Source organism: Pseudomonas sp. CFBP 13710, from assembly GCF_014842235.1.
Lineage (GTDB): Bacteria > Pseudomonadota > Gammaproteobacteria > Pseudomonadales > Pseudomonadaceae > Aquipseudomonas > Aquipseudomonas baltica.
Genome location: NZ_JACYVJ010000011.1, coordinates 79,676 through 101,315, shown reverse-complemented (window position 1 = coordinate 101,315; position 21,640 = coordinate 79,676). Strand labels below are relative to the sequence as shown.

At 59.1% G+C, this 21,640-nt stretch carries 19 protein-coding genes and 1 pseudogene; 12 read left to right on the top strand and 8 right to left on the bottom strand.

What is annotated here, in order from left to right:
- Positions 1 to 804, bottom strand: a complete 804-nt coding sequence (locus IFT44_RS18740; protein WP_192176393.1) for an IclR family transcriptional regulator — start codon at positions 802 to 804, stop codon at positions 1 to 3.
- Between the two features lie 138 nt (positions 805 to 942).
- Here IFT44_RS18740 and IFT44_RS18735 point away from each other — a divergent pair, with 138 nt between their 5' ends.
- From IFT44_RS18735 to IFT44_RS18705, 7 genes are all read left to right on the top strand, one after another.
- Positions 943 to 2,277, top strand: coding sequence for an NAD(P)/FAD-dependent oxidoreductase (locus IFT44_RS18735; RefSeq protein WP_192176392.1), 1,335 nt, complete (start codon positions 943 to 945; stop codon positions 2,275 to 2,277).
- A 121-nt stretch (positions 2,278 to 2,398) separates the two neighbouring features.
- Positions 2,399 to 4,075, top strand: a complete 1,677-nt coding sequence (locus IFT44_RS18730) for a peptide ABC transporter substrate-binding protein (RefSeq protein WP_192176391.1) — start codon at positions 2,399 to 2,401, stop codon at positions 4,073 to 4,075.
- A 60-nt stretch (positions 4,076 to 4,135) separates the two neighbouring features.
- Positions 4,136 to 5,086, top strand: coding sequence for an ABC transporter permease (locus tag IFT44_RS18725; protein WP_192176390.1), 951 nt, complete (start codon positions 4,136 to 4,138; stop codon positions 5,084 to 5,086).
- Positions 5,087 to 5,099: 13 nt separating this feature from the next.
- Positions 5,100 to 5,987: an ABC transporter permease gene (locus IFT44_RS18720; RefSeq protein ID WP_122480234.1), complete on the top strand. Its 888-nt coding sequence runs from the start codon at positions 5,100 to 5,102 to the stop codon at positions 5,985 to 5,987.
- Positions 5,984 to 7,012: an ABC transporter ATP-binding protein gene (locus tag IFT44_RS18715; protein ID WP_192176389.1), complete on the top strand. Its 1,029-nt coding sequence runs from the start codon at positions 5,984 to 5,986 to the stop codon at positions 7,010 to 7,012. The genes IFT44_RS18720 and IFT44_RS18715 overlap by 4 nt, the downstream gene beginning before the upstream one ends.
- A complete protein-coding gene (locus IFT44_RS18710) occupies positions 7,009 to 8,067 on the top strand; it encodes an ABC transporter ATP-binding protein (RefSeq protein WP_192176388.1) in 1,059 nt (352 codons plus the stop codon). Before IFT44_RS18715 ends, IFT44_RS18710 begins: the two co-directional genes overlap by 4 nt.
- A 241-nt stretch (positions 8,068 to 8,308) precedes the next feature.
- Complete coding sequence (locus tag IFT44_RS18705; RefSeq protein WP_192176387.1) at positions 8,309 to 10,570, top strand: TonB-dependent receptor; 2,262 nt, start codon at positions 8,309 to 8,311, stop codon at positions 10,568 to 10,570.
- 99 nt (positions 10,571 to 10,669) lie between these two features.
- On the opposite strand, the gene IFT44_RS18700 is transcribed toward IFT44_RS18705, so the two are convergent.
- Positions 10,670 to 11,257 carry an isochorismatase family protein gene (locus tag IFT44_RS18700; protein ID WP_192176386.1) on the bottom strand — a complete coding sequence of 196 codons (588 nt, stop codon included), beginning with the start codon at positions 11,255 to 11,257 and terminating at the stop codon, positions 10,670 to 10,672.
- Positions 11,258 to 11,454: 197 nt separating this feature from the next.
- On the opposite strand from IFT44_RS18700, the gene IFT44_RS18695 reads away from it, so the two are divergent.
- On the top strand, positions 11,455 to 11,736 hold the full coding sequence (locus IFT44_RS18695; RefSeq protein WP_192176385.1) for a BrnA antitoxin family protein: 282 nt from the start codon (positions 11,455 to 11,457) through the stop codon (positions 11,734 to 11,736).
- Between the two features lie 42 nt (positions 11,737 to 11,778).
- Here IFT44_RS18695 and IFT44_RS18690 read toward each other — a convergent pair whose 3' ends face one another.
- A complete protein-coding gene (locus tag IFT44_RS18690; RefSeq protein ID WP_192176384.1) occupies positions 11,779 to 12,705 on the bottom strand; it encodes a hypothetical protein in 927 nt (308 codons plus the stop codon).
- A 248-nt stretch (positions 12,706 to 12,953) separates the two neighbouring features.
- Between IFT44_RS18690 and IFT44_RS18685 the strand changes: the two genes are divergently transcribed.
- Positions 12,954 to 14,546 carry an ATP-binding cassette domain-containing protein gene (locus tag IFT44_RS18685; RefSeq protein WP_192176383.1) on the top strand — a complete coding sequence of 531 codons (1,593 nt, stop codon included), beginning with the start codon at positions 12,954 to 12,956 and terminating at the stop codon, positions 14,544 to 14,546.
- Between the two features lie 32 nt (positions 14,547 to 14,578).
- Here IFT44_RS18685 and IFT44_RS18680 read toward each other — a convergent pair whose 3' ends face one another.
- The gene (locus IFT44_RS18680; RefSeq protein WP_192176382.1) at positions 14,579 to 14,884 is read right to left on the bottom strand and encodes a hypothetical protein; all 306 of its coding nucleotides are present in this window, start codon (positions 14,882 to 14,884) and stop codon (positions 14,579 to 14,581) included.
- A 119-nt stretch (positions 14,885 to 15,003) separates the two neighbouring features.
- On the opposite strand from IFT44_RS18680, the gene IFT44_RS18675 reads away from it, so the two are divergent.
- The 3 genes from IFT44_RS18675 to IFT44_RS18665 all read left to right on the top strand — a co-directional run bounded on the left by IFT44_RS18675 (position 15,004) and on the right by IFT44_RS18665 (position 17,161).
- Entirely contained in the window at positions 15,004 to 15,228 is a 225-nt protein-coding gene (locus IFT44_RS18675; protein ID WP_192051271.1) for a helix-turn-helix domain-containing protein, read from the top strand.
- 875 nt (positions 15,229 to 16,103) lie between these two features.
- Positions 16,104 to 16,454, top strand: a complete 351-nt coding sequence (locus IFT44_RS18670; RefSeq protein ID WP_192176381.1) for a hypothetical protein — start codon at positions 16,104 to 16,106, stop codon at positions 16,452 to 16,454.
- A gap of 41 nt (positions 16,455 to 16,495) precedes the next feature.
- Positions 16,496 to 17,161, top strand: coding sequence for an ATP-binding protein (locus IFT44_RS18665; RefSeq protein WP_192176380.1), 666 nt, complete (start codon positions 16,496 to 16,498; stop codon positions 17,159 to 17,161).
- A gap of 21 nt (positions 17,162 to 17,182) precedes the next feature.
- On the opposite strand, the gene IFT44_RS18660 is transcribed toward IFT44_RS18665, so the two are convergent.
- From IFT44_RS18660 to IFT44_RS18645, 4 genes and pseudogenes are all read right to left on the bottom strand, one after another.
- Positions 17,183 to 17,704 carry a GAF domain-containing protein gene (locus IFT44_RS18660; RefSeq protein WP_192176379.1) on the bottom strand — a complete coding sequence of 174 codons (522 nt, stop codon included), beginning with the start codon at positions 17,702 to 17,704 and terminating at the stop codon, positions 17,183 to 17,185.
- 386 nt (positions 17,705 to 18,090) lie between these two features.
- Positions 18,091 to 19,238: pseudogene (locus tag IFT44_RS18655) on the bottom strand (IS3 family transposase).
- A gap of 974 nt (positions 19,239 to 20,212) precedes the next feature.
- On the bottom strand, positions 20,213 to 20,821 hold the full coding sequence (locus tag IFT44_RS18650) for a class I SAM-dependent methyltransferase (RefSeq protein ID WP_192176378.1): 609 nt from the start codon (positions 20,819 to 20,821) through the stop codon (positions 20,213 to 20,215).
- A complete protein-coding gene (locus IFT44_RS18645; RefSeq protein WP_192176377.1) occupies positions 20,805 to 21,329 on the bottom strand; it encodes a hypothetical protein in 525 nt (174 codons plus the stop codon). Before IFT44_RS18645 ends, IFT44_RS18650 begins: the two co-directional genes overlap by 17 nt.
- Between the last annotated feature and the right edge of the window lie 311 nt (positions 21,330 to 21,640).

Here is a 21,640-nt window from a genome sequence, read left to right as displayed (position 1 = left end):
TCAAGCCCCGAGCCGTTGCGCGATGCGGTCCGCTTCCTGGCGCATGGCTTGCACCAGCCGCTGCTGATAAAGCGGGGTCATGCGCACACTCGGCAGGGCGCAGCTCAGCGCGCCCACGGGGGCCGCGTCGGCGTCCAGGATCGGCACCGCCACGCCGGTGTGCAGCGGCAGCACGCGATCGGCCAGGCCACAGGCATAGCCCTGCTGGCGCACCTGCTTGAAGGTGGAGCGCAGTGCGCTGTCGCTGATGGCGTATTCGCGCAGCAGGCGCGGTGCGTTGTGTTCCAGAATCTGCGCGCGTGCCGCAGTGGGCAGGTGGCTGAGCAATGCCAGCGAGCCCTGGCCGACGCCGCTGAGCACGCGCGCGCCCACGCAATCGGCAAAGCTCTGGGTAGGATTGGCGCCCTCATGCAGTTCCAGGCACAAGGCGTAGTAGCCATCCTGAACGAACAGAAAGAAGCTGTCCTGGAAGGTTTCGCACAGGCGCAGCAGGGCTGGGCGGGCGAGCTCGCGCACGCCGCCGGTGTTGCCGGCCTGGGCACCCAGGCTGAGCAACTGGTAACCCAGGAAGTAAGGCCCGCGCAGCCGTGGCAGGCGCACGAAGCCGTAGGATTTCATCGCCTTGAGCAGCCGATACAGGGTCGCGCGGCTAAGCTGGGTATCGGTGCTGAGTTCTTCGATAGTCGCGCCCGGCGCGCCGCGTGCGGCAATCGCCTGAAGAATGTCGAAGGAGCGGTCCAGCGTTTGCGTGCCCTGGGTCGTGCAGCGCGGCAGACGAGCTGGGGATGAGTCGGTTTGGGGCATGTGTAGCTCTCCCTGGAAACGACAATGGCCGAACCCGCACCGAGCACAAGGCTGGGTCTGGCAGGCGCGGCAAGTGCAGTGCAATATCCGGGCCCTCACGGCCCTTCTCACCACGATCCATAGGGATGACAGCAACCGATGCCTGGACCTCGCGTAGTACCTGTACAGGGCGATGAACACCTGCCGGACCGAGTCGATGTGGTGGTGATCGGCGGCGGCATCGTCGGTGCATCCACCGCCCTGGAGCTGGCCGAACGCGGCTTGAAAGTGGCCTTGTGCGAAAAAGGCGGCATTGGCCACGAACAGTCGAGCCGCAACTGGGGCTGGGTGCGTATCTCGCGCCGCGATCCGCGCGAGCTGCCCTTGATGGCCCATGCGCTGAGCATCTGGAACGACCTGGCCGCGCGCATCGGCAAGGACGTCGGCTACACCCGCGCCGGCATTCTCTTCACCTGCGCGGATGATCAAAGCTACGCCGAACACGAGCGCTGGAAGGCCAACCTGGACGAGTACCCGGTGCGTGCGCGGATGGTCTCGGGCACCGACCTGGCCGGCTTGCTGCCCGGTGTCGCGCGGCTAGCGATCAAGGGCGCGCTGTACACCCCCGACGACGGTCGTGCCGAGCCGCAGCAGGCGGCCCCGGCGATTGCCGAAGCGGCCCGAGCCAGGGGCGCGGTGATCCTCACCGAATGCGCGGTGCGCGGCATCGAGCGCGCGGCGGGCCGGGTCAGTGGCGTCATCACCGAGCGTGGCCCGATCGCCTGCACGTCCGTGGTGCTGGCCGGCGGCGCCTGGTCGAGCCTGTTTTGCTCGCCATTGAAGGTGCACCTGCCCCAGCTCAAGGTACTCAATTCAGTGATCCGCACCACACCGCTGCAGGGCGGTCCGGAAGCCGCCATCTGGGCGATGGATTTTGCCGTGCGCAAGCGTCAGGACGGTGGGTACACGGTTGCCTCTGGCCACGAGAACATTGCTGACATCGTGCCCGACTCCTTTCGCTACGCGCGGCAGTTCTGGCCTGCTCTGCAGCAGGAACACAAGTCCCTGTCGTTTCGCCTGGGCCAGCGTTTCTTCCAGGAAGCGGTGTTGCCCAAGCGTTGGGCGCTGGACGAAGCCAGCCCCTTCGAATACCGCCGCGTGCTCGACCCGGTGCCGTCGATCCGCCAGTCCAACCGCGCCCTGGCCAGCCTCACCCGCGCCTTTCCGGTGTTCGCCAACGTACGGATTGCGCAGCGCTGGGGCGGCATGATCGATGTCACGCCCGATGCCGTGCCGGTGATCTCGGCCGTGGAGGGCGTACCTGGTTTTTTCATCGCCACCGGATTCTCCGGTCATGGCTTCGGCATCGGCCCGGCGGCCGGGCGGCTGATGGCCAATCTGGTCACCGGCGAAACCCCTATCGTCGACCCGCAAGCGTTCCGTCTCTCGCGCTTCACCGACGGCTCCAACCCACGGCCCATTTCCGGATTCTAGAGCCACCCGTTCACCCGGCAATACCCTTCAGAAGCTCGTCCGAACGAGCCCGGGTCCAGCGTCCCTGACGCTTTCCAGCGCCTGCCACCTGCCCTTTCTTCCTCACAGTGGGAGCTTCAGCATGTCGCAACGCGATGACTCGGATAAAAGCAACGCTCTGTTGAACCCAACCCGCCGCCAGGCGCTGGCCATGGCCATCATCGGTGCTGCGGGGACTCTGCTGCCGTTGGGCCGCAGCAGCCAATCGTTCGCGGCCATGGCCGCGCCGCCGTCCGGGCAGGTGATCATCGGCCTGTCCCAGGAGCCCACGGTGTTCAACCCGCACATGCCGCACATCGAGGTGGATGACGGCATCCACTGGAACATGTTCGACCCGCTGTTCGGCATTGCGCCCACGGGCGAATTCGTCCCGGCCCTGGCCACTGAAGTGCCAACCGTGGCCAATGGCGGTATCTCTGCCGACGGCCTGCAATGGAAGGTGAAGCTGCGCAGCGACGCGAAGTGGCACGACGGTCGGCCTTTCAGCGCCGAAGACGTGAAGTACACCCTGGAACTGATCGTCTCGCCGAATTTCCGCAGTGGCCGCCGCGCGGGGCATGACCTGCTGCGCGACATCACCGTGGTTTCACCCACCGAAATCCACTGGCGCATGGAGAAGTCCTACGCGCCCTACGCGTCGATTCTGTCGTCCACGTTCATGCTGCCCAAGCACATCCTCTCGGCTGCCGCCGACGTCAACACCGCACCGTTCAACAATGCACCGATCGGTACCGGCCCGTTCAAGTGGGGCACGCGGGTGGCGGGCGACCATATCCAGCTCAAGGCCAACCCGGACTATTACGGCACCAAACCGCAGCTTGAAAGCGTGATCTTCAAGTACATCCCCGACCTCACCGTGCTCTACACCCAGTTCAAGACCGGCGACATCGACGTCACCGCGATGCAGGGCATCACCCCCGACCATTACGAGGAAGCCAAGGACCTGGCCGGGCGCACCGTGGTGATCCTGCCGGTGGCCACCATCGAATCGGTAACGCTGAACATGGAGCGCCCGCAGTTCAAGGACCCCGTCGTGCGCCAGGCGCTGTACATGGCCATCGACAAGAAGACCATCATCGACGAGCTGTATTTCGGCCTGGTGCTGCCCACCGAAACCTACATGCCGCAGCAGTCGGCCTACTACAACCCCAACCTGCCCAAGCAAAGCTTCAACATCGAAGCGGCCAGCAAACTGCTCGATGACGCGGGCTGGAAACCGGGTGCAGGCGGCATTCGCGAGAAGGGCGGGGTGCGCCTGTCGTTCACCAACTCCACCACCGCTGGCAACCAGATCCGTGAACAGGCGCAGCAGTTCATCCAGCAGACCTGGCTGGCCATCGGCGTGGAAATGAAAATCTCCAACCTGCCGCCCGCCGTGATGTGGGGCGAGTACTGGGTGCAGTCCAAATTCGACTCGGTGATCGTCGGCAACAACTTCCTCACCGGGGCCGACCCCGACACCCGCGACTACTTCGGTTCGCAGTCGACCAATGCCAAGGGTGGCGCCGGGCAGAACAACTCGCAGTACGTCAACGCCAAGGTCGACGAACTGCTCGCCCAGGGTGCCTCCATGCAGGACGTCGCCCAGCGCAAGGCGGTGTACGTGCAGGTGCAGGACCTCATCCGCCAGGACCTGCCCATTCTGCCGCTGTTCCAGTACACCTACGTGCGCGGCTACAAATCGGGCCTCAAGGGCTTCACCGGCAACATCAACCTGCGCATCGAACCCTGGAACGTCAACACCTGGTCCTGGACCTGAATGCACGCCCACGCCTGGCCGCACGGCCGGGCGTCGTTCGTACCGCAGAGGATCTGACGCATGCCCAACTACATTCTCAACCGCCTGGGGCAGAGCGCCGTGGTGCTGGTGCTGGTTTCGCTGATCGGCTTCATGGTGCTAAACCTGGCCCCCGGCGGGCCCATGTCGCAATTCGCCCTCAACCCCGGCATGAGCCAGGCCGAGCTGGACCGCATCGCCGAGCAACTGGGCCTGAAGCGGCCGCTGCTGGTGCAGTACATCGACTGGTTCAGCCACCTGTTCGTCGGCGACTGGGGCCACTCGTTTCGCGACGGCCGCCCGGTGCTCAGCGTGATTGCCGGACACCTGCCCGCGACGTTGCTGCTGATGGGCACCTCGACCGTGCTGTCGATCGCCATCGGCACCTGGGTCGGCGTGCTTGGTGCGGTGCGTCGCTATTCGGTGTTCGACACCCTGGCCACGGTGGGCGCGATGGTGGCGCTGTCGATTCCGACCTTCTGGTTCGGCCTGGTGGCGATCTTCTTTTTCTCCCTGCACCTGGGCTGGCTGCCGGCCGGCAACATGTACACCATCGGTGACCAATCCCTGGGTGACTACGCCATTCACCTGGTGCTGCCGGTGCTGGTGCTGGCCTTGGTCAACGTGGCGATCTGGAGCCGCTACATGCGCTCCGCCACCCTGGACGTGATCGACCAGGATTTCATCCGCACCGCCCGCGCCAAGGGCGTGCCCTATCGCCGGGTGCTCACCCACCACGTCATCCGCAACGCGCTGCTGCCGATGATCACCCTGGCCGGGCTGCAGATCCCGACCATTCTCGGTGGCGCGCTGGTCACCGAAACGGTGTTCACCTGGCCCGGCATGGGCCGGCTGTTCCTCGACAGCCTGGGCTACAGCGACTACCCGGTGATCATGGGCATCCTGATGTTTTCGGCGGTGCTGGTGCTGTTGGGCAACCTGCTTGCCGACCTGCTGATAGGCGTCGCCGACCCCCGCGTGCGGCTGGCCTGAAGGAGTACTGCCGATGACCACTGCCACTCGCTACTTGCCCGCTTCGCCCCGTTGGGCGTGGCTGGCCAACCCGACGTTGCGCCGTTTCATGCGCCACAAACTGGCCGTGCTCGGCGTGGTGATGATCACGGTGCTGGTGCTGGCCTGCGTGTTCGGCCCCTACCTGCTGCACTACAACGACCTGACTATCGATATCCGCAACCGCTTCGCGCCACCGCTCACCGGCAGTCACTACCTGGGCACCGACGCCCTCGGCCGCGACACCGCCGCGCGCCTGCTCAACGCCGGGCGTATCTCGCTGATGGTGGGTTTCTGCGCCATGCTCATCAGCATCGTCATCGGCACCCTGATCGGCGTCATCGCCGGTTACTACCGCGGCTGGGTCGGCGCCGGCCTGATGCGCTTCGTCGATGCGTTCCTGTCTTTTCCCAGCGTGTTCCTGGTACTGGTTCTGGCAGCCTTCACCAAGCCCAGCCCGATGATGATCACCCTGATCATCGCCGTGACCAGCTGGATGGAAATCTCGCGCATCGTCGAGGCTGAAATCCGTTCGCTGCGCGAGCGCGACTTTACCCTGGCCGCACGCATGATCGGCGCCAGCAACCGCTGGATCATGTTCCGCGAACTGATGCCCAACGCCATCGGCCCGATCATCGTCGCGGCCACCCTGACCATCGCCAACGCCATCCTGCTGGAGGCCTACATCAGCTTCCTCGGCTACGGCATCCAGCCACCGTTGCCCAGTTGGGGCAACATGCTCAACGCCGCCCAACAGTACCTGGGCAAGGCGCCCTGGCTGGCGATCATTCCCGGGCTGGCCATCACCCTGGCGGTGACCAGTTTCAACTTCATCGGCGACGGCCTGCGCGACGCGCTGGACGGCAGGAGCGACCTTAAATGAACGCAGATGAAAAGATCGCCGTGGCGCACCTCAACGTTGCCTTCCGCAAGGGGGCCGGCTACGTCCCCGTGGTCCACGACATCAACTTCACCATCGGCGCCGGCGAAACCCTCGCCTTGGTAGGCGAAAGTGGTTCAGGCAAAAGCGTCACCAGCCTGGCCATCATGAAGCTGCTCGCCGACGCCCCGAAAACCCGCATCGACGGCAGCGCCATCGTTGCCGACCACCACGGCAAACCTATCGACCTGGTGGCCATGGGCGAGCAGCAGATGCGCCATGTGCGCGGCAATCGGGTGGCGATGATCTTCCAGGAACCGCTCACCTCGCTGAACCCGGTGCACCGCGTAGGCGATCAGATCGCCGAGGCGATCCGCTTCCACCAATCGCTGAGCAAGGCCGACGCCCGTGCGCGTGCGCTGGCACTGCTGGAGCAGGTCGGCATTCCCGAGCCGGTCAAGCGCCTGGACTGTTATCCGCACGAGCTGTCCGGCGGCATGCGCCAGCGGGTGATGATCGCCATCGCCCTGGCCATGGAGCCGGACGTGCTGATCGCCGACGAGCCCACCACGGCGCTGGACGTCACCGTGCAGGCGCAGATTCTCGACCTGCTGCGCAGCCTGCAGAAGAAGAACGGCATGGCCATCCTGTTCATCACCCACAACTTCGGCGTCGTCGCAGAAATCGCCGACCGGGTCATGGTGATGTACGCCGGGCGCATCGTCGAACAGGGCAGCGTCAGCCAGGTGCTGTCCTCGCCGCGCATGCCCTACACCCGCGGCCTGCTGGCCGCCGTGCCGCGCTTCGAACAGGCCGGGCTGGCGCAGGGTGAACTGGGCACCATCGCCGGCTTCGTCCCCGACCCCAGCTCGCCGCCCAGCGGCTGCGCGTTCCACCCGCGCTGCGCCTACAGCATCGCCGGCCGCTGCGACAGCCAGGCGCCCGATCTCGAAGAAATCGAACTGGGCCATGACCTGCGCTGCGTGCGCTGGCGCGAACTGCCCGTCGAACACGGAGGTGCACGATGAAAGAACGTCCCCTGATCGACGTCGTCGGCCTGAAGAAACACTTCCCCGTGCGCAAGACGTTTCTCGCCAGCCGCCGCGACCGTGACGACAACCTGGTACGCGCGGTGGATGGCGTCGACCTGAGTATCGCCCGTGGCGAAGTGCTGGGCCTGGTGGGCGAGAGCGGCTCGGGCAAGAGCACCCTGGGCCGCAGCCTGATGATGCTCGACCCACCCACCGACGGGCACATCGTCTTCGACAACACCGAGATCACGCCCTTCAACGACCGCCTGCTCAAACCCTATCGCAAGCGCATGCAGATGATCTTCCAGGACCCCTACGGCTCCCTCAACCCGCGCATGAGCGTCGGTGAAATCCTCGCCATGCCCCTGCGTTTCCACAACCCTGAACTCGATGCCGCCGGGCGCCGCGAAAAGGCCGGGCAGGCCCTGGAAACCGTCGGCCTCGCCGCGCAGTACCTGGACCGCTACCCCCACGAATTTTCCGGCGGCCAGCGCCAGCGCATCGGAATCGCCCGCGCCCTGACCCTGGAACCCGAATTCATCATGGCCGACGAACCGGTGTCAGCCCTCGACGTATCGGTCCAGGCCCAGGTGCTCAACCTGTTCGCGCGCATTCGCCGCCAGATGAACCTGACCATGCTGTTCGTCACCCACGACCTGGCCGTGGTCGGCCACATCGCCGACCGCGTGGCCGTGATGTACCTGGGCCGCATCGTCGAAATCGCGCCCACCCGCGAGCTGTTCAGCAACCCGCGCCATCCGTACACCGAAGCACTGATGTCGGCGATCCCCATGCCCGAACCGGGGCAGCGGCGGCAAAGGATCGTGCTGCAAGGGGATATCCCGAGCCCCATTTCACCGCCTTCGGGATGCGCGTTTCGCACCCGCTGCCCGTACGTGCTGCCCGCCTGCGCGCAGGAGCGGCCGCTGTTGAGGGAGGTGGGGGTGGCGCATGGGGTGGCGTGTATTCGGGATGATTTGGAGTTGGTGTCGCCGCTCACCGAACAGCGCGAAATCATGCAGCAGTCACATCAGCGCCAAGCCGGAAACTGATATCGGCCGCCCCGCGATCTGCTTCTAGTCCCCCACCCCTCCCATACAAGCCCCGGTCTCAATGTGGGAGCGGGTTTTACCCGCGATGAGGCCAGCCGCCTTACCGTCGCCCCAAAGATCCCAAAAGCGACTTGAGCCAACATAAAATAGCTGAAGATGTAGCAGAGAAAGATTCGCATTCGCTACAATGCCATCAGTTTGCCAATTCTCTTTAGTCGCTCCATCCCCAGCAGGATCCGTCATGCCTACCCCACAGTTTCCACGTAAAGCCGCGGTCAGTTCCGTTTGGTTACCCATCTGCCTGATCGCCAGCTTTTCGCCGATTGCCGCCCATGCGCAAACGACGCTTGAGCTGCCTGTGGAAGCAACGCAGGCGGAAGATCCCGCCGCAAGCCAGGGCACAGCGCTGGAATTGGGCGAGACGGCCATCTCTGCCAGCGCGGACGCTTCGCGCGAAGGCCTGGTGCCCGAATACGAGGGTGGTCAGGTCGCACGGGGCGGTCGGGTAGGCATCCTGGGCAACAAGGACTACATGGAGACGCCGTTCACTTCAACGTCCTACACGAACCAACTCATTCAGGATCAGCAGGCGCGCAGTGTCGCAGACATTCTGCAGAACGACCCTTCGGTTCGCATCGCCCGTGGATTCGGCAACTTCCAAGAATTGTACGTAATGCGCGGTTTCCCGCTGTACTCCGATGACATTGCCTACAACGGCCTGTATGGCCTATTGCCTCGGCAGTACGTGGCCTCCGAATTCATCGAGCGCGTAGAAGTGTTCCGCGGTGCCAACGCCTTCCTCAACGGCGCCGCGCCAGGCGGCACCGGGATTGGTGGTGCCATCAACATCTTGCCCAAGCGCGCGCCGAACGAGCCGCTTACACGCCTCACCGTAGGTGCCGAGAACAACGGCTTCGGCACGGTCGCCGCCGACGTCGCCCGTCGCTTCGGCGAAGATGACCGCTTCGGTGTCCGAATCAACGCGGCCAAACGCGGCGGCGAAACCTCGGTGGATGACCAGGACCGCAACCTGGACATGTTCGCCCTGGGCCTCGATTACCAAGGCGACCGACTGCGCCTGTCTGCCGACGTCGGCCATCAGTATCACTTCATCGATACGCCCCAGCCGAGCGTTACCCCGGTAGGCGGTATTCCTAGCGCTCCCAACGCGCGGGACAACTACGGACAGTCCTGGACCTACTCGAAAGAGAAGCAGACCTTCGGCACCTTCCGCGCCGAATATGACCTGACCGACTCGCTCACCACCTGGGCCGCCGCGGGTATGCGCAAGGGCGAGGAAAAGAACGTCCTCGCCAATCCGTCGTCCACCCCCTCCGGCGTGACCTCCGCCTCGCGCTTCGATAACTATCGCGAAGAGACCGTGACCACGGGTGAAGTGGGTATGCGTTTCAACCTGCAGACTGGGCCGGTATCCCATGAGTGGGTCGTTTCAGGTTCCATGTACGACACCAAGGACAAAAACGCCTGGGCCGGCAATTTCTCCAACCCGATAGTGGGCGATCTGTACGGCTCCAATAACGCAGCACAGCCTGAGAACGTGTTGTTCAACGGTTCCATGTCCGATCCCGAAATCACCGGGCGTACCCACACACAAAGTTTGGCCATTGCCGACACCCTGGGTTTCTTCGACGATCAGCTACTGGTCACCCTCGGCGCTCGTCGCCAGGGCCTGGATGTCACCGAATACAACTACATCAGCGGCGATCGCACTTCGCAGTACAAGCGCTACGAAACCACGCCCGTGGCAGGCATCGTGTATCAGCTGAACGGCCAGTTCTCCGTGTACGCGAACTACATCGAAGGCCTGACCAAGGGCGATACCGCAGGCGCTACCACCACCTTGCCTGACGGCTCGACCGCGCCGGTCCTGAACTCCGGCGAATCCCTGGCTCCTTATGTTGCCAAGCAGACCGAAGTCGGCATCAAGTACGACAGCGGCAATCTGGGCGGCAGCCTGGCGGTATTCCAGACCGAGAAACCGGTGGGCATTGTCGAGAATCAGGTGTTCAAAGACGGCGGCGAGCAGCGCAACCGTGGTATCGAACTGTCGGTATTCGGCCAGCCCGCACAGGGCGTACGCCTGTTGGGCGGCGTCACCTTGCTCGATGCCGAGCTGACCAAAACCCAGAACGGCCAAGACGACGGCAACGAGCCTATCGGCGTGCCCAAGACGCAGGCCAACATCGGCGGTGAATGGGACGTGCCTGGGCTCAACGGCGTGACTCTGACCAGCCGTGTCATTTACACCGCCAGCCAGTACGCCAACAACGCCAACAGCCTCGAGATCCCTTCGTGGACACGTCTGGACCTGGGCGCCCGCTACGGCTTCAAAGTGGACGAGCGCGACGTGACCCTGCGCGCGCGCGTGGACAACGTGACCGGTCGCGACTACTGGGCATCCACCGGTGGTTATCCGGGCTCGAACTATCTGGTACTCGGCGCGCCGCGCACGTTCTCGGTCAGTGCTTCGGTCGATTTCTGAGTACGGTTGAGTAGGGGTGTAAATGAAAGAAACGGGAGCTGAGGCTCCCGTTTCTTTTGTGATGTTTCACAGGTTTCGCGAGTTATGTGGGAGCGGGTTCTACCCGCGATGAGGCCAGCCCCCTAACCCAAGCGCCTCGACCACATCCCGCGCCAGCACCACCTCGGCATACTCACTCCCCAGTATCGCCAACGTCAGATCATGAACGGTTTCAGCATCCCAGACGGTGCCGTCCGCTGCGGTGACCGGCACCGCCGTCGTGGCATCCGATGGAAGAATGATGCTGTACCCCAAGGCTTTCCCCACCCGAACCGTGGCGTCCATGCTGTTGTGGACAACCACGCCCGTCAGCACAAAACGCGTCACTTGCATCTGCTTGAGCGCGGCATCCAGATCGGTACCGATGAACGCGCAGTTCTGCTGTTTGGTAATGACCGGTTCATCGTCCAACGGCGCGACTTCTTGCTTGATGCCATTCCATGGGCCGTGGGTGTGGTAGGTCGAAGTGGGTGTAGGTTCATCGTGCTTTACGTGAAGCACCGGCCAGTGATTCGAGCGCCAAAGTTGGAGAAGGCGCTGAATGGTTTCCAGGTAGCCGGGGTTGCTCTTGCCATTCCACTTGGGCTGGTCGATGGCGTCTTGCACGTCGAGGATGATGAGAGGGATCGGGTTGGGCTGGTCGCTCATGGAAGGCCGTTTGATTGGAAAAGAATGAGGGGCAGTGTGCGGTAAGGGGCAGGGGTGTTCAATGGGGGGTAGGTGGTGTGGTGCGTGGCAGGCGTACCTGAAACAGCTATGATCTTCAGCGCCGCAGGCCTGTGCACGCTCGAGTGATCCTCGGGGTGAGGATCCCGTGCGCCGCATCATTTCCATGAGGAAAGCCAATGAGCGAGAACAAGACCGCTATCGGCATCGACTGGGTTGACCCTGACGATGCTCCAGAGCTGACCGACGCCTTTTTCGAGCGCGCCGACGAGTACGAAGGTACTCCAGTGATCCGCCGTGGCCGGCCCAAGGCTGGCATCGTGCGTGAGCGTATTTCGATCCGCATCGAACCTGCCGTGCTCGCTGAATTCCGAGCCTCCGGGCCCGGTTGGCAAACCCGCATGAATGCGGCGTTGGCGGACTGGCTCAAGACCCACGACCCTTCGGATGTGCAGAGTTAACGGCGGGTTTTCGTCGTGAACGTCGCGGCCATGCCCAGCTTCTTACGGATGAACGCGCGGTTCTGCTGCTTCGTTCAGGACGCCTTTCCCCGGCTCTACCGGAACAGACAACCGTTCAAACAGCGGCCTCATCACCTGCCCCGGAGAGGGGATGGGATTGGCCAACGGCTGATCATGTGCGCTGTTCTCCTGCGTCCTGAGGCCAATCACGATGCTGTGGTCAGGCTGCTCCTGTGCATAGGCCGTGTAACCGTTATCCAACGGGTGGATTCTTTCGCCGGGTCGTACACCGGGGTAATTCGGAGCAGGGTGAAAATCGGCGATCAAGGCAGTCGTTCTGATCGCCGACAGCACCCAAGGCTGATAGCTGTCAGTGAAGAACGAATAGCACGCAACCAGCACCATGCCAGCTGCAATAGCGCCTCCAGAGTGGAACAACGCCATAGCCGGATTGAACTGAGGAGAGTAATTAACGCCGAAGATCTTCAGGAATGAGGCACCCATCTGAATAGCAGCAAAAACAACCACCGCAATACCTGTGACTGCAAGCAGCAGCAGTCCACCAAGGAACAGCAAAAAAGCCACCACCGCCATCCACGCCGGTATATAGAACAGCAACGCCAGCAGGCCAACCGTCAAATCAAAAGACTGCGGCGGCAAGCCCAATGCTTCGGAAACAGCAAAGCGCGACAACCCGGTAGCGACCAGGAGCGCCAACAAATGCAACAGAACGATAGGCGTCTTGTACAACGGCTTATGCCATTTCTTACGCATCCAGCGGGCCACTGGCAGACACCACATGATGAAGCCCGCAATCATGAAGCCAGCAGCGATCATGCTGGTTACATCCAAAGCGGCAGTGCCCCAGCTTCTGGACAGTAACAAACCCAAGAAGACTAGAACTATCGAAACCATATAAAGCCGATGTGCCACTGAAGTAGCCGCGTACTTGTCCTTCAACCATTGCATATCTGTACCTGGAACCTTACCCGGGGGATCGATGACGATTGAGTCACAGGACATGGCCAGCCGTTGGCCACCCTGTCCAATGCGGCTGGAGGTGTTTTGTCCTGCCAGGCCAGCAAAAGGGGGGGCATCCTAACAGGGCTGTTTTCCAAGAGAAGGCCGGGGCAATAACTCGAAACTGAAATGGTGTGACGTGGTAATTCCCCCAGTTCATGCTGATGCTATCCGACGGTCATCACACAAGGAGCCCCATGACCCAACGACATCTCCGGCTAGATCATCTTTGCCTCACCCTGCCTGATGGACGCCTGCTGCTGAACAACTTCAACCACGGCTTCCACGCCAAAGCCACCGGCATCGTCGGCGCCAATGGCAGCGGTAAATCCCTGCTTGGTCAGTTGCTGGCCGACGAGCGTGCGCCTAGCAGTGGCTGCGTCCGTTGCGAGGGGCATGTCCATCTCGTCTCGCAGTTGCTCGAGCCCGAGAGCTTCCCCATAGTGGCGGCACTGGCGGGCGTCGAACACATCCTGCGAGCCTTGCAACGGATCGCCGAAGGCAGCCTCGACGATCACGACCATACGCTCGCCATGGGCCACTGGGATTGCGCAGCACGTCTTTCCGCCGAACTGGACCTGAACGGTCTGGGTCACCTGTCCGCCGACACACCGACGCACACCCTTAGCGGGGGCGAGCGCCAGCACGTGGCACTGCTGGGCGCTTGGCTATCCAACGCCGATTGGCTGATCCTCGACGAGCCTAGCAACCATCTTGATCGTGACCAACAACAGAAGCTGGCTCTGCAGATCCAGCGCTGGCCGAATGGATTGGTGATGGTCAGCCACGACCGCAACTTGCTCGACCTCATGGATGAAATCGTCGAACTTTCACCCGCCGGTCTTGCTGTTTACGGCGGCAACTACAGCCATTACGTAGCCGCCCGCGAACAGGAGCAACAAGCTTTCCAGGCGACCTTGCAAGGCGAACGCACCCAAGCCAAACGCGAGCAGCGGGAAATGGCCTTGCAGATGGAGCGCCAACAACGCCGTAACGCCCGAGGGGACCGTAATGCCCGTGATGGCAGCCAGACCAAGCTGATTACCAATGCCCAGAAAGAGCGCAGCGAGAACAGCCAGGGCAAATTACGCCTCACGCAACAGCTCGCACGCGACCAGCAACAACAACGTATTGCCGATGCGCGTGCGCGCTGCGCCACGGATGTCCAGCGCATCATGCTGCCTCCGGAAACCGTCGTACCCAACGGCAAACTGGTACTCCAGCTTAACGAGCTGATACTGCCGTTCGGGCATGCAGCGCCGATCGATTTGACCCTCACCGGGCCCCTGCGCATCGCAGTCAGGGGCGCGAATGGCAGCGGGAAGTCGACTTTGCTTCAGGTCATCAGCGGCCGTCTGCTCGCACGCGCAGGCAAGGTCATTTGCAATGTGGAGTTAGGTTGGCTGGACCAACACGCCGGGCTCGAACACCCGCAACGCACTGCCGTGCAGTGGCTTTACGAAAGCAACCCGGAACTGCCCGAAGCCGAAGCCAGGACCCGGCTGGCGCAATTGGGCATCGACGCCGACCGCGTGCAGTTGCAGACCTCACAGCTCAGCGGCGGAGAGCGTCTCAAGATAGCGCTGGCAGCCCTGCTGCATGCGCAACGGCCACCGCAGCTCTTGTTGCTGGACGAGCCCGACAACCACCTTGACCTGCCGAGCAGGCTGGCGCTGGAGCAGATGCTTGGTCAATACCAAGGTGCCTTGCTACTGGTTTCCCACGACGATGCCTTCATCGATGCGCTGGGCGTGGAACAGGAATTGCTCCTGCATCATCCACGCCCGTGAGCATCACCTGTTAGGAATCGACCTTCCCGCCGTTAGTAATCGACAGTGTCCAAGCGCTTGTTCTGTTCTTGCCTCGCCTTCCGGGCAGCTAAACCTGCGGCTTCCAGCAGCAGCCAAGTCACCGACTGTATTGCCTGCTCGTCTGGTGATTCGGCAGTGCTGGTGTCCAGACCCAACGCGGTCTGGTTCTCAGGAGCAAGCTGATGCCAGCGCTCCAGCACGCATTGGCAGATGCCTTCGAGGATCTCTTCTTTGGTGATCGAAGCCGGCAAGAATCCTCGGCTGCCTACAGTGAAATCCGAGCCGACAAGCTTGAGCGATTGTGATGGACGTTCCATGACCATTCCCCTTCTTGGCTGATGTGAAAGCTGAAGCTAACCATAGCACTACTATCCTATTTTGGGATAATCCTGTTTTGGGTTTACTTAAGGAGCCGAATCGTCATTCGGCAGTCCTTATGAAATCCATCCACACAGAACGCTATTCCACGCTGATCCGGGCGCTTATCGAGTGCAGGAAAGAGAAGGGCTTGAGCCAGACCGAGCTGGCGCGGCGAGTGGGGCGGCCGCAGTCGTATATTTCCAAGGTGGAGAATGCGGAGAGAAGGTTGGATGTGGTGGAGTTTTTGGAGATTTGTGAGGCGATTGGAGTGGAAGGTGGGGAGGTGATGCGGGGGGTGTGAGGTTCGGAAGTTTTGCATTGAGAACTTGGTCCCGACTTAGTCCCCACTTGGTCCCAAAAGAGCTTCGCGATCGATGACGAAGCCACCGAGGCCGACTCCGGATACTGAATTCTCATTTAGTGAACGGTCCTGCGGAACTGACCTATTGCAGCGCTATTCATCTTTCGAGCGGTACCTATCGATCTTGATCGGCACCGCTTGCTTGGTGACGAGAAGAGTCAGTTAGACCGCAACTTCATTTCAAGCAGAGAATCCTCCACCAACGTCCTGCTCGTCTCCGTCAGCAAGGCCACAGCCTGGTTAAGCGCGCGACAGAGCTGCTGATTCGCATCGCTCGTTTCCGCGGCAAGCACAGACGCGGTATCTAGCAATTGGCTAGCGCGTTGAAGGGATTGGTAAGCAGCGAGATTCGTTTGATCTTTCATGGTTGGCGACTTCCGTATGTGAGGGGAGATCTGCCAGCACTCGCCGTCAAACGAGTGGGTGGCAGCTGTGCATGGGTTGACGGACCGGTCACATACGAACCCGGCGCACCCGAGGGTGCCCCACGCACAGCCGCCATAGAGTCCGGAGCGGATGCAAGAGCGCCCGTGCCGAGTCTTGAGACTGCGCGTTCGTATGTAAGACAGGCCGTCAAACCTGGTCACGCATGTGGCGTGACGAGCGGGAGGATAGGCAGGGTGGGTGGGGAGGTCAACTGTGATGCCTATCTAGCTCGGGCACCAGCGCCGGTTGGTTGTTTGCAAGCAGTGTCACGAGCATAAATACAAAGAGGCTCGTGGGTCGTGAAGGAGACTTGCTCTTACTCCCCCAAGCAGTGCCGGCTCTATCCACAATCACTCACATTTTCAGCTCTATCTTCTAGTGCGTTCCCCATGCCAGTTGCCTCCCCCAATACGCTGGCTCCTGTCCCGCCCATGATCGGCAGCGGAGAAATGCGAGACGTGGTGCGCGACACGGATTGGTCCAGCACCGCCTTGGGCGATTACCGCTCATGGTCCGCATCCCTGCGCACTGCCTTGTCGCTGGTATTGAACACCAAAGGCATCGCGGCCCTTTACTGGGGGCCCCGGCAGTGGCTGCTCTACAACGTCGCTTACGGGCTGTCGCTTTTCGAACTGATCCACCTCGACGACCTGGCGCACACCCAGCAGGGCGCCAGTCTTTCCGCTGATGGCCATGCCTACGCCCGGTTCGACAACCGCTACCGCCCATCATCCGAGTAGGCCCAGCGTACCGGGGAGCCGAGTCTGGCGAACAGCCGATAATGCCGGGCAATCAAGTGGTGATTTCGATGACCGATACCGGCAGCGGCATCGCGCCGCTGCACCTGGGCAGGATATTCGAGCCCTTTTTCACCACCAAAGGCGTGGGGCAGGGCACGGGCCTGGGCCTGGGCCTGTCGCAAGTATTTGGGTTCGCCAAGCAATCGGGTGGCGAGATCACCTTGGACAGTGAAGTCGATCAAGGCACCACTTTCACACTCTACCTGCCCCAGGCATCCGAGCCGCGCGAGCCACGGAGTGTCGAGGCGACCCATGAATTGGTACACGGACACGGCACCGGTGTATTGATCGTCGAAGACAAACCTCAGGTGGGCGCCTTTGCGATGCAATCACTGTCGGATTTGGGCTACCAGCCGGTCCTTGCCATCAATGGACAGGACGCATTGACCGAGCTGGCACGCGACGCCAGCCGATTCAACGTGGTGTTTTCCGATGTGGTGATGCCGGGGATGACGGGTATCGAGCTCGCCCATGAGATTTGTCGGCAATACGAAGGGTTACCTGTAGTGCTGACATCGGGATACAGCCATGTGCTGGCAGAGAAGGGAACCGATGGATTCGAGTTGTTGCATAAACCGTATTCGGTGGAGCAGTTGTCGCGCCTGTTGTGTGGGGCGGTGTGTACACATCGCTCGAAGGTGACCTGATCTAGCATCTCCTTCCAAAAATCACTCCAGCTCAATCCCGGCACTCGCCACCTTCACCGCCAAGCTCGCAAAGAATATACACCCGATCAACCGGGCAAAAATCTCCAGCGTTTCGCACACATCCGGATCTTCAAACAGCACAGGCCGCGAATCGATCGCGCAAAGTGCTCCGTACAACCGGCCATCAGGCAGGAAAATGGGCACGCCTACATAACTGTCCAGATCATAGGTCTTGACGATCAATCGTGATGCGAAGCTCTGGTCATGGCTCACTCTCGGGATCAGCAACGGCGCAGGATCCCGCTGAAATTCGCTGCAGATCGTGTCTTCCAGCGGAAAAGCCTCACCCGCACCGATTCCCAGGTCGGCGGAATCGTGCACGGAGCAGATGACCAACTCAGCGTCGCCAAATTTGGTGATCGCGGCGAAGCGCATGTTGGTGAGCCGGGTCACCAGACGCAGGATGTTGGTGGTGGCTTCGATTTCAGCAATTGCTGCGCGTTCTTCCTGGGACAGGAGGGTGGGCGGGTAGTCGAGTGCCATGGGGTACCTCGTCGTTTGGTGCAGTCTGCAAGCGCTGAGCGAGATTGTGCAAGTCCCGCAGACCAAAGCGCCACCGTAAAGCCAGCGATGCCGAGTCAGAACCAAGCATACAGGCACAAAAACGGCATCTGCGATCAATGCGATGTGCCTCTTTGACGCTTATTAGGTAGCCGGGGGAATATGAACTGGATCGGTAGATGATTGATTTTCATAAATAATGAAGATTTCTGCTTCTGATTGGAATGCTGATTGAAGTATCTGAAGTCGCGTGAGTACTTATCTAACAAGCTTTGTGGAATTATGGGCAACGAAACGGCCTGTGGATAGCTCTCACCTCTGGCAAAGGTACCTCCACATGGATTGGGCTCTGCATCGCCCCGGATTCTCTAGACACCTTGCAAGCTCATTGCGTAGCTTTTCACACTCTACCGAGGACAGCTGATTGTTGAAACCGTGGCGGCGTTTTGCGTTGTAGAACATCTCGATGTAGTCAAACACATCACTTCGAGCATCTTGTCGCGAGGTGTCGATTTTCCGCTTGATCCGTTCCCGCTTCAGAAGCTGGAAAAAGCTCTCGGCCACGGCGTTGTCATGACAGTTGCCCGGCGACTCATACTGGCAACAAAATTGTTCGCCTTCAAAAAATTGCGCCAATCGGAGCTGCTGTACTGGCTACCTTGGTCGGAGTGAACCATCACTTCCTGCTTGGGTTTACGCCTCCAAACCACCATCAATAACGCATCAATGGCCAGGTCACTGGTCATCTGCGACTTCATTGACCAGCCAACGATCTGACGAGAAAACAGCTCCAGCACCACTGCCAAATACAGCCAGCCTTCATACGTGCGAATGTAGGTGATGTCGGTGACCCAAACCTTGTTGGGTTCTACGACATCGAACTGGCGCCTAAGTAAATTGGGTGAGGCGACCGCTGGCTTACTGCCGTACTTTCCAGGGCGGCGTCGATAACCTGTCTGAGAACGCAGACCTTCAAGACGCATCAGCTTCGCCACACGATGACGACTACAATCCTCACCGACATCGCGCAGATCGTCATGGATGTTGCAATAGCTAAAAACGCCGCCCCTCTCCAGCCAGGAATGCTTGATCAAACAAAGCAGTCGCTGATCGTCTTTGGCGCGTGAAGATTGCGGCTCAGACGGCCAGGCGTAATAACCGCTGGGATGGACTTTCAGCGTCAGGCAAAGCCGGCGAATGGAATAGTCGCCCGCGCGCTGCTTGATAAAGGTTTACTTCAGCCGCACTCCTTGGCAAAGTACGCGGCAGCCTCTTTTAAGATGTCTCGCTCTTCAGTAACGCGTTTGAGTTCCGCTCGCAGAGGACGCAGTTCAGCGTGTTGATCATCGTCTTGCTGTCGTTCTTCCAGAGGTTTGCTGTGGCGCTCTGTCCAGGCATAGAGGCTATGCGTCGACACACCAAGACGTGCTGCCACATCAGCGACAGGCAGCTTCATTTCGGTCACTTGATTGACCGCTTGGATTTTGAGTTCTTCGGGATAACGTGGGTTGCTCATGGCACCTCCTGATGGCCTCAGTTTAAGGCAAAGAGGAGTCTACGAAACGCGGGAGGATTCAGCCGAATCAATGTGCATCGGCGGCGTGTCCTGAACCGCGCCGACGGTCGAAGGAATAACGGAAAGGTGGTTTGCAATTGATTGAAGGCAAAATTTGATCGCATTCCATGGGTATACGGGAAATTCTCAGGTGGAGCTTTTACGCAATTTTGACATAGATAAGATTCTGGACTAGTCCATGCAGCATTGATTGATACGGCACTTAAAAGAAAGCGTTTGGGGCGCTGATTGGGTAATCATTGTCAATGCTAAGATAGAGGTTTCGCGTTTTTTTTGGTTCGTAGATTTTTGCTGAAGTTCTTGTGTAGCATGGTATCCGCAAAAAAAACGAGCATTGGAAATACGTGAAAACTTTTCTTCACACACTTAGGGAATGACCTAAAGCGATGACTTATACACTATAGATCGCGCCACAATGATCCTGGGGACCAGTATATGTCTCGAATGACTGATCTAATGAATGGCCTTATTAGCCTTCAGTGCGTTAAAAAAATGGATTTCAGCTGAATCCCTGTGTGATCTTCAAGTTATGCTGAGTCGGCCTAATGGTGGAACCCGCATTACCTGTGTCACAGCTGATATCGGGCGCTTTCGCACTTTTTTGACTTGCGTGTCTGCAGATTCGATAAATGGGGTTCCATATTTCGGCGCGGGTTGCGCAGTCCATGGGAAATTTAGGCCACAACGCCTTGCCTCGAAAATCTTCGTTAAAATATTGCTGAAATAAAATACAGATTGCCTCGCAACGGCATTAAGAAAAATTCACATTGAGGCCGTCGTGGGAGAGTTAACTATTTCATCGAGCAAGGTAGCGGAAAAGGTGATATCTGAAGCACCTGATCGAACTGACTTAGACTAGTTTTCCGGAATGCCAGCATGCCAGCTTATAGCCTGTGATCTTACTGTTTTTGATGTTATAATTTTTCTAATACAATCTTTTTCCAAATGATTTCTTTTCGGTTTAAAGGGTCTTTTGTTTCTCTGCTGATATAAATTGGTTTGAGGTTGAACTTGCTTGATTGTTTTAAAAATTCCTCTATGGATACCGGGTACATAATTCTTTTTATGTCTGGTGCTCCGATTCTAAGCGTGACTGCTAAATGCTTGCCTGCATTTAAGAGCTCGCTCATTCTTTTTATTGATGTTTCTCTCTCGTCAGGTGCTATGTGCATCCATACGGCACTAATTAATACAAAGTCATAAGCGTTATTATTCAATGCTAAAAGATTCGGAAGGCAGTCATTTATCCAAGTTATATTCTTGTGGTTGTTTTTTGTTTGCGCAAGCGTGAGCATTTTATTACTTGGCTCAACAGCGGTTACCTGATAACCACGGCGTGCAAGTGAAAGTGCGTCGCGCCCGGAACCACATCCTACATCCAAAATCTTCGCGCCGGTCTGAATCGGTAGGAATTTTACAAATTGTCTGTGAATGTTACAGAAGTAAAGTTTGCTATAGTCGCCAAAGTATTTGTCACTATCGGAGTCATAGCTCGCCCATGTCGTGCTATTTTTTGAATTCATTATTGAATACTTCTATTTTTTGAAGGTAGAGGTAGTTGTTTGTGGTTTGTGATTCAGGTTTTTTATTTTCATTGCTTATCTTTTTGGTATTGCTAGCGTCCGCGATGCTCAAACATGCAGCTGTAAGTAGAAGCAGAATCCAGCACGTGATTACAGTGTAGTTTCCTTTGCTGTCCTTTTGCTGGTTAAAGGCTAGCTGAAGATTTATATGTTTTTTTATTAATTGTCTAAGTCGAAAAATGATAGGGATAGTTAGAATGTTGACCGTCGCCGCAAAAGAAAGCGCCAAAACCTTTGGCAAATCACCACTGATAGAAGCTGTGCCATACCAAATACCGCCAGTGATCGCGATGACCATGCTGGGGACCTGCCATAGCTGTTGATTGAGCGACCTCAAATGTTGGCCTGCCTCAAGGTAGCTCAGCTCTTCTTTTTTAAAGTGCCATTTTATTCGCTCAAGCTCTTTTGCGTTTTCATGCTTGATAGCTTCGAAATCCGGGTCGTTCATCAACGCTACAGTCTTTCTTGTCGTGAGGTGTCCTAGTCTAACTGAAAGTCGTGCTGGCGCCGCAATGGCGAGTGGATAGGATCCTGCGCGGTAAGGCCTGCGACCGCACCCCAGTGGGGCGGGCGTGTGACATTCGCCTTAGGTCAAGGTTAGGCTAATCGACTGAAATATCGAAAAAATGAACGCTTTTGGACGGGACGATACCCTGCGTTAGGTCTCTTAATAAAGTATTCTACGAGTATTGATGAAGCCTGCCACGAGGCTTGGAGTACGTAGAATGAAGGTTTTGTTTGACACGCGTAGGATCCAAA

What these genes read in the sequence shown, in the direction of transcription:
- IFT44_RS18740 (WP_192176393.1), bottom strand. Translation starts at nt 804, where the DNA reads ATGCCCCAAACCGACTCATCCCCAGCTCGTCTGCCGCGCTGCACGACC.
- IFT44_RS18735 (WP_192176392.1), top strand. Translation starts at nt 943, where the DNA reads ATGCCTGGACCTCGCGTAGTACCTGTACAGGGCGATGAACACCTGCCG.
- IFT44_RS18730 (WP_192176391.1), top strand. Translation starts at nt 2,399, where the DNA reads ATGTCGCAACGCGATGACTCGGATAAAAGCAACGCTCTGTTGAACCCA.
- IFT44_RS18725 (WP_192176390.1), top strand. Translation starts at nt 4,136, where the DNA reads ATGCCCAACTACATTCTCAACCGCCTGGGGCAGAGCGCCGTGGTGCTG.
- IFT44_RS18720 (WP_122480234.1), top strand. Translation starts at nt 5,100, where the DNA reads ATGACCACTGCCACTCGCTACTTGCCCGCTTCGCCCCGTTGGGCGTGG.
- IFT44_RS18715 (WP_192176389.1), top strand. Translation starts at nt 5,984, where the DNA reads ATGAACGCAGATGAAAAGATCGCCGTGGCGCACCTCAACGTTGCCTTC.
- IFT44_RS18710 (WP_192176388.1), top strand. Translation starts at nt 7,009, where the DNA reads ATGAAAGAACGTCCCCTGATCGACGTCGTCGGCCTGAAGAAACACTTC.
- IFT44_RS18705 (WP_192176387.1), top strand. Translation starts at nt 8,309, where the DNA reads ATGCCTACCCCACAGTTTCCACGTAAAGCCGCGGTCAGTTCCGTTTGG.
- IFT44_RS18700 (WP_192176386.1), bottom strand. Translation starts at nt 11,257, where the DNA reads ATGAGCGACCAGCCCAACCCGATCCCTCTCATCATCCTCGACGTGCAA.
- IFT44_RS18695 (WP_192176385.1), top strand. Translation starts at nt 11,455, where the DNA reads ATGAGCGAGAACAAGACCGCTATCGGCATCGACTGGGTTGACCCTGAC.
- IFT44_RS18690 (WP_192176384.1), bottom strand. Translation starts at nt 12,705, where the DNA reads ATGCAATGGTTGAAGGACAAGTACGCGGCTACTTCAGTGGCACATCGG.
- IFT44_RS18685 (WP_192176383.1), top strand. Translation starts at nt 12,954, where the DNA reads ATGACCCAACGACATCTCCGGCTAGATCATCTTTGCCTCACCCTGCCT.
- IFT44_RS18680 (WP_192176382.1), bottom strand. Translation starts at nt 14,884, where the DNA reads ATGGAACGTCCATCACAATCGCTCAAGCTTGTCGGCTCGGATTTCACT.
- IFT44_RS18675 (WP_192051271.1), top strand. Translation starts at nt 15,004, where the DNA reads ATGAAATCCATCCACACAGAACGCTATTCCACGCTGATCCGGGCGCTT.
- IFT44_RS18670 (WP_192176381.1), top strand. Translation starts at nt 16,104, where the DNA reads ATGCCAGTTGCCTCCCCCAATACGCTGGCTCCTGTCCCGCCCATGATC.
- IFT44_RS18665 (WP_192176380.1), top strand. Translation starts at nt 16,496, where the DNA reads ATGCCGGGCAATCAAGTGGTGATTTCGATGACCGATACCGGCAGCGGC.
- IFT44_RS18660 (WP_192176379.1), bottom strand. Translation starts at nt 17,704, where the DNA reads ATGGCACTCGACTACCCGCCCACCCTCCTGTCCCAGGAAGAACGCGCA.
- IFT44_RS18650 (WP_192176378.1), bottom strand. Translation starts at nt 20,821, where the DNA reads ATGAATTCAAAAAATAGCACGACATGGGCGAGCTATGACTCCGATAGT.
- IFT44_RS18645 (WP_192176377.1), bottom strand. Translation starts at nt 21,329, where the DNA reads ATGAACGACCCGGATTTCGAAGCTATCAAGCATGAAAACGCAAAAGAG.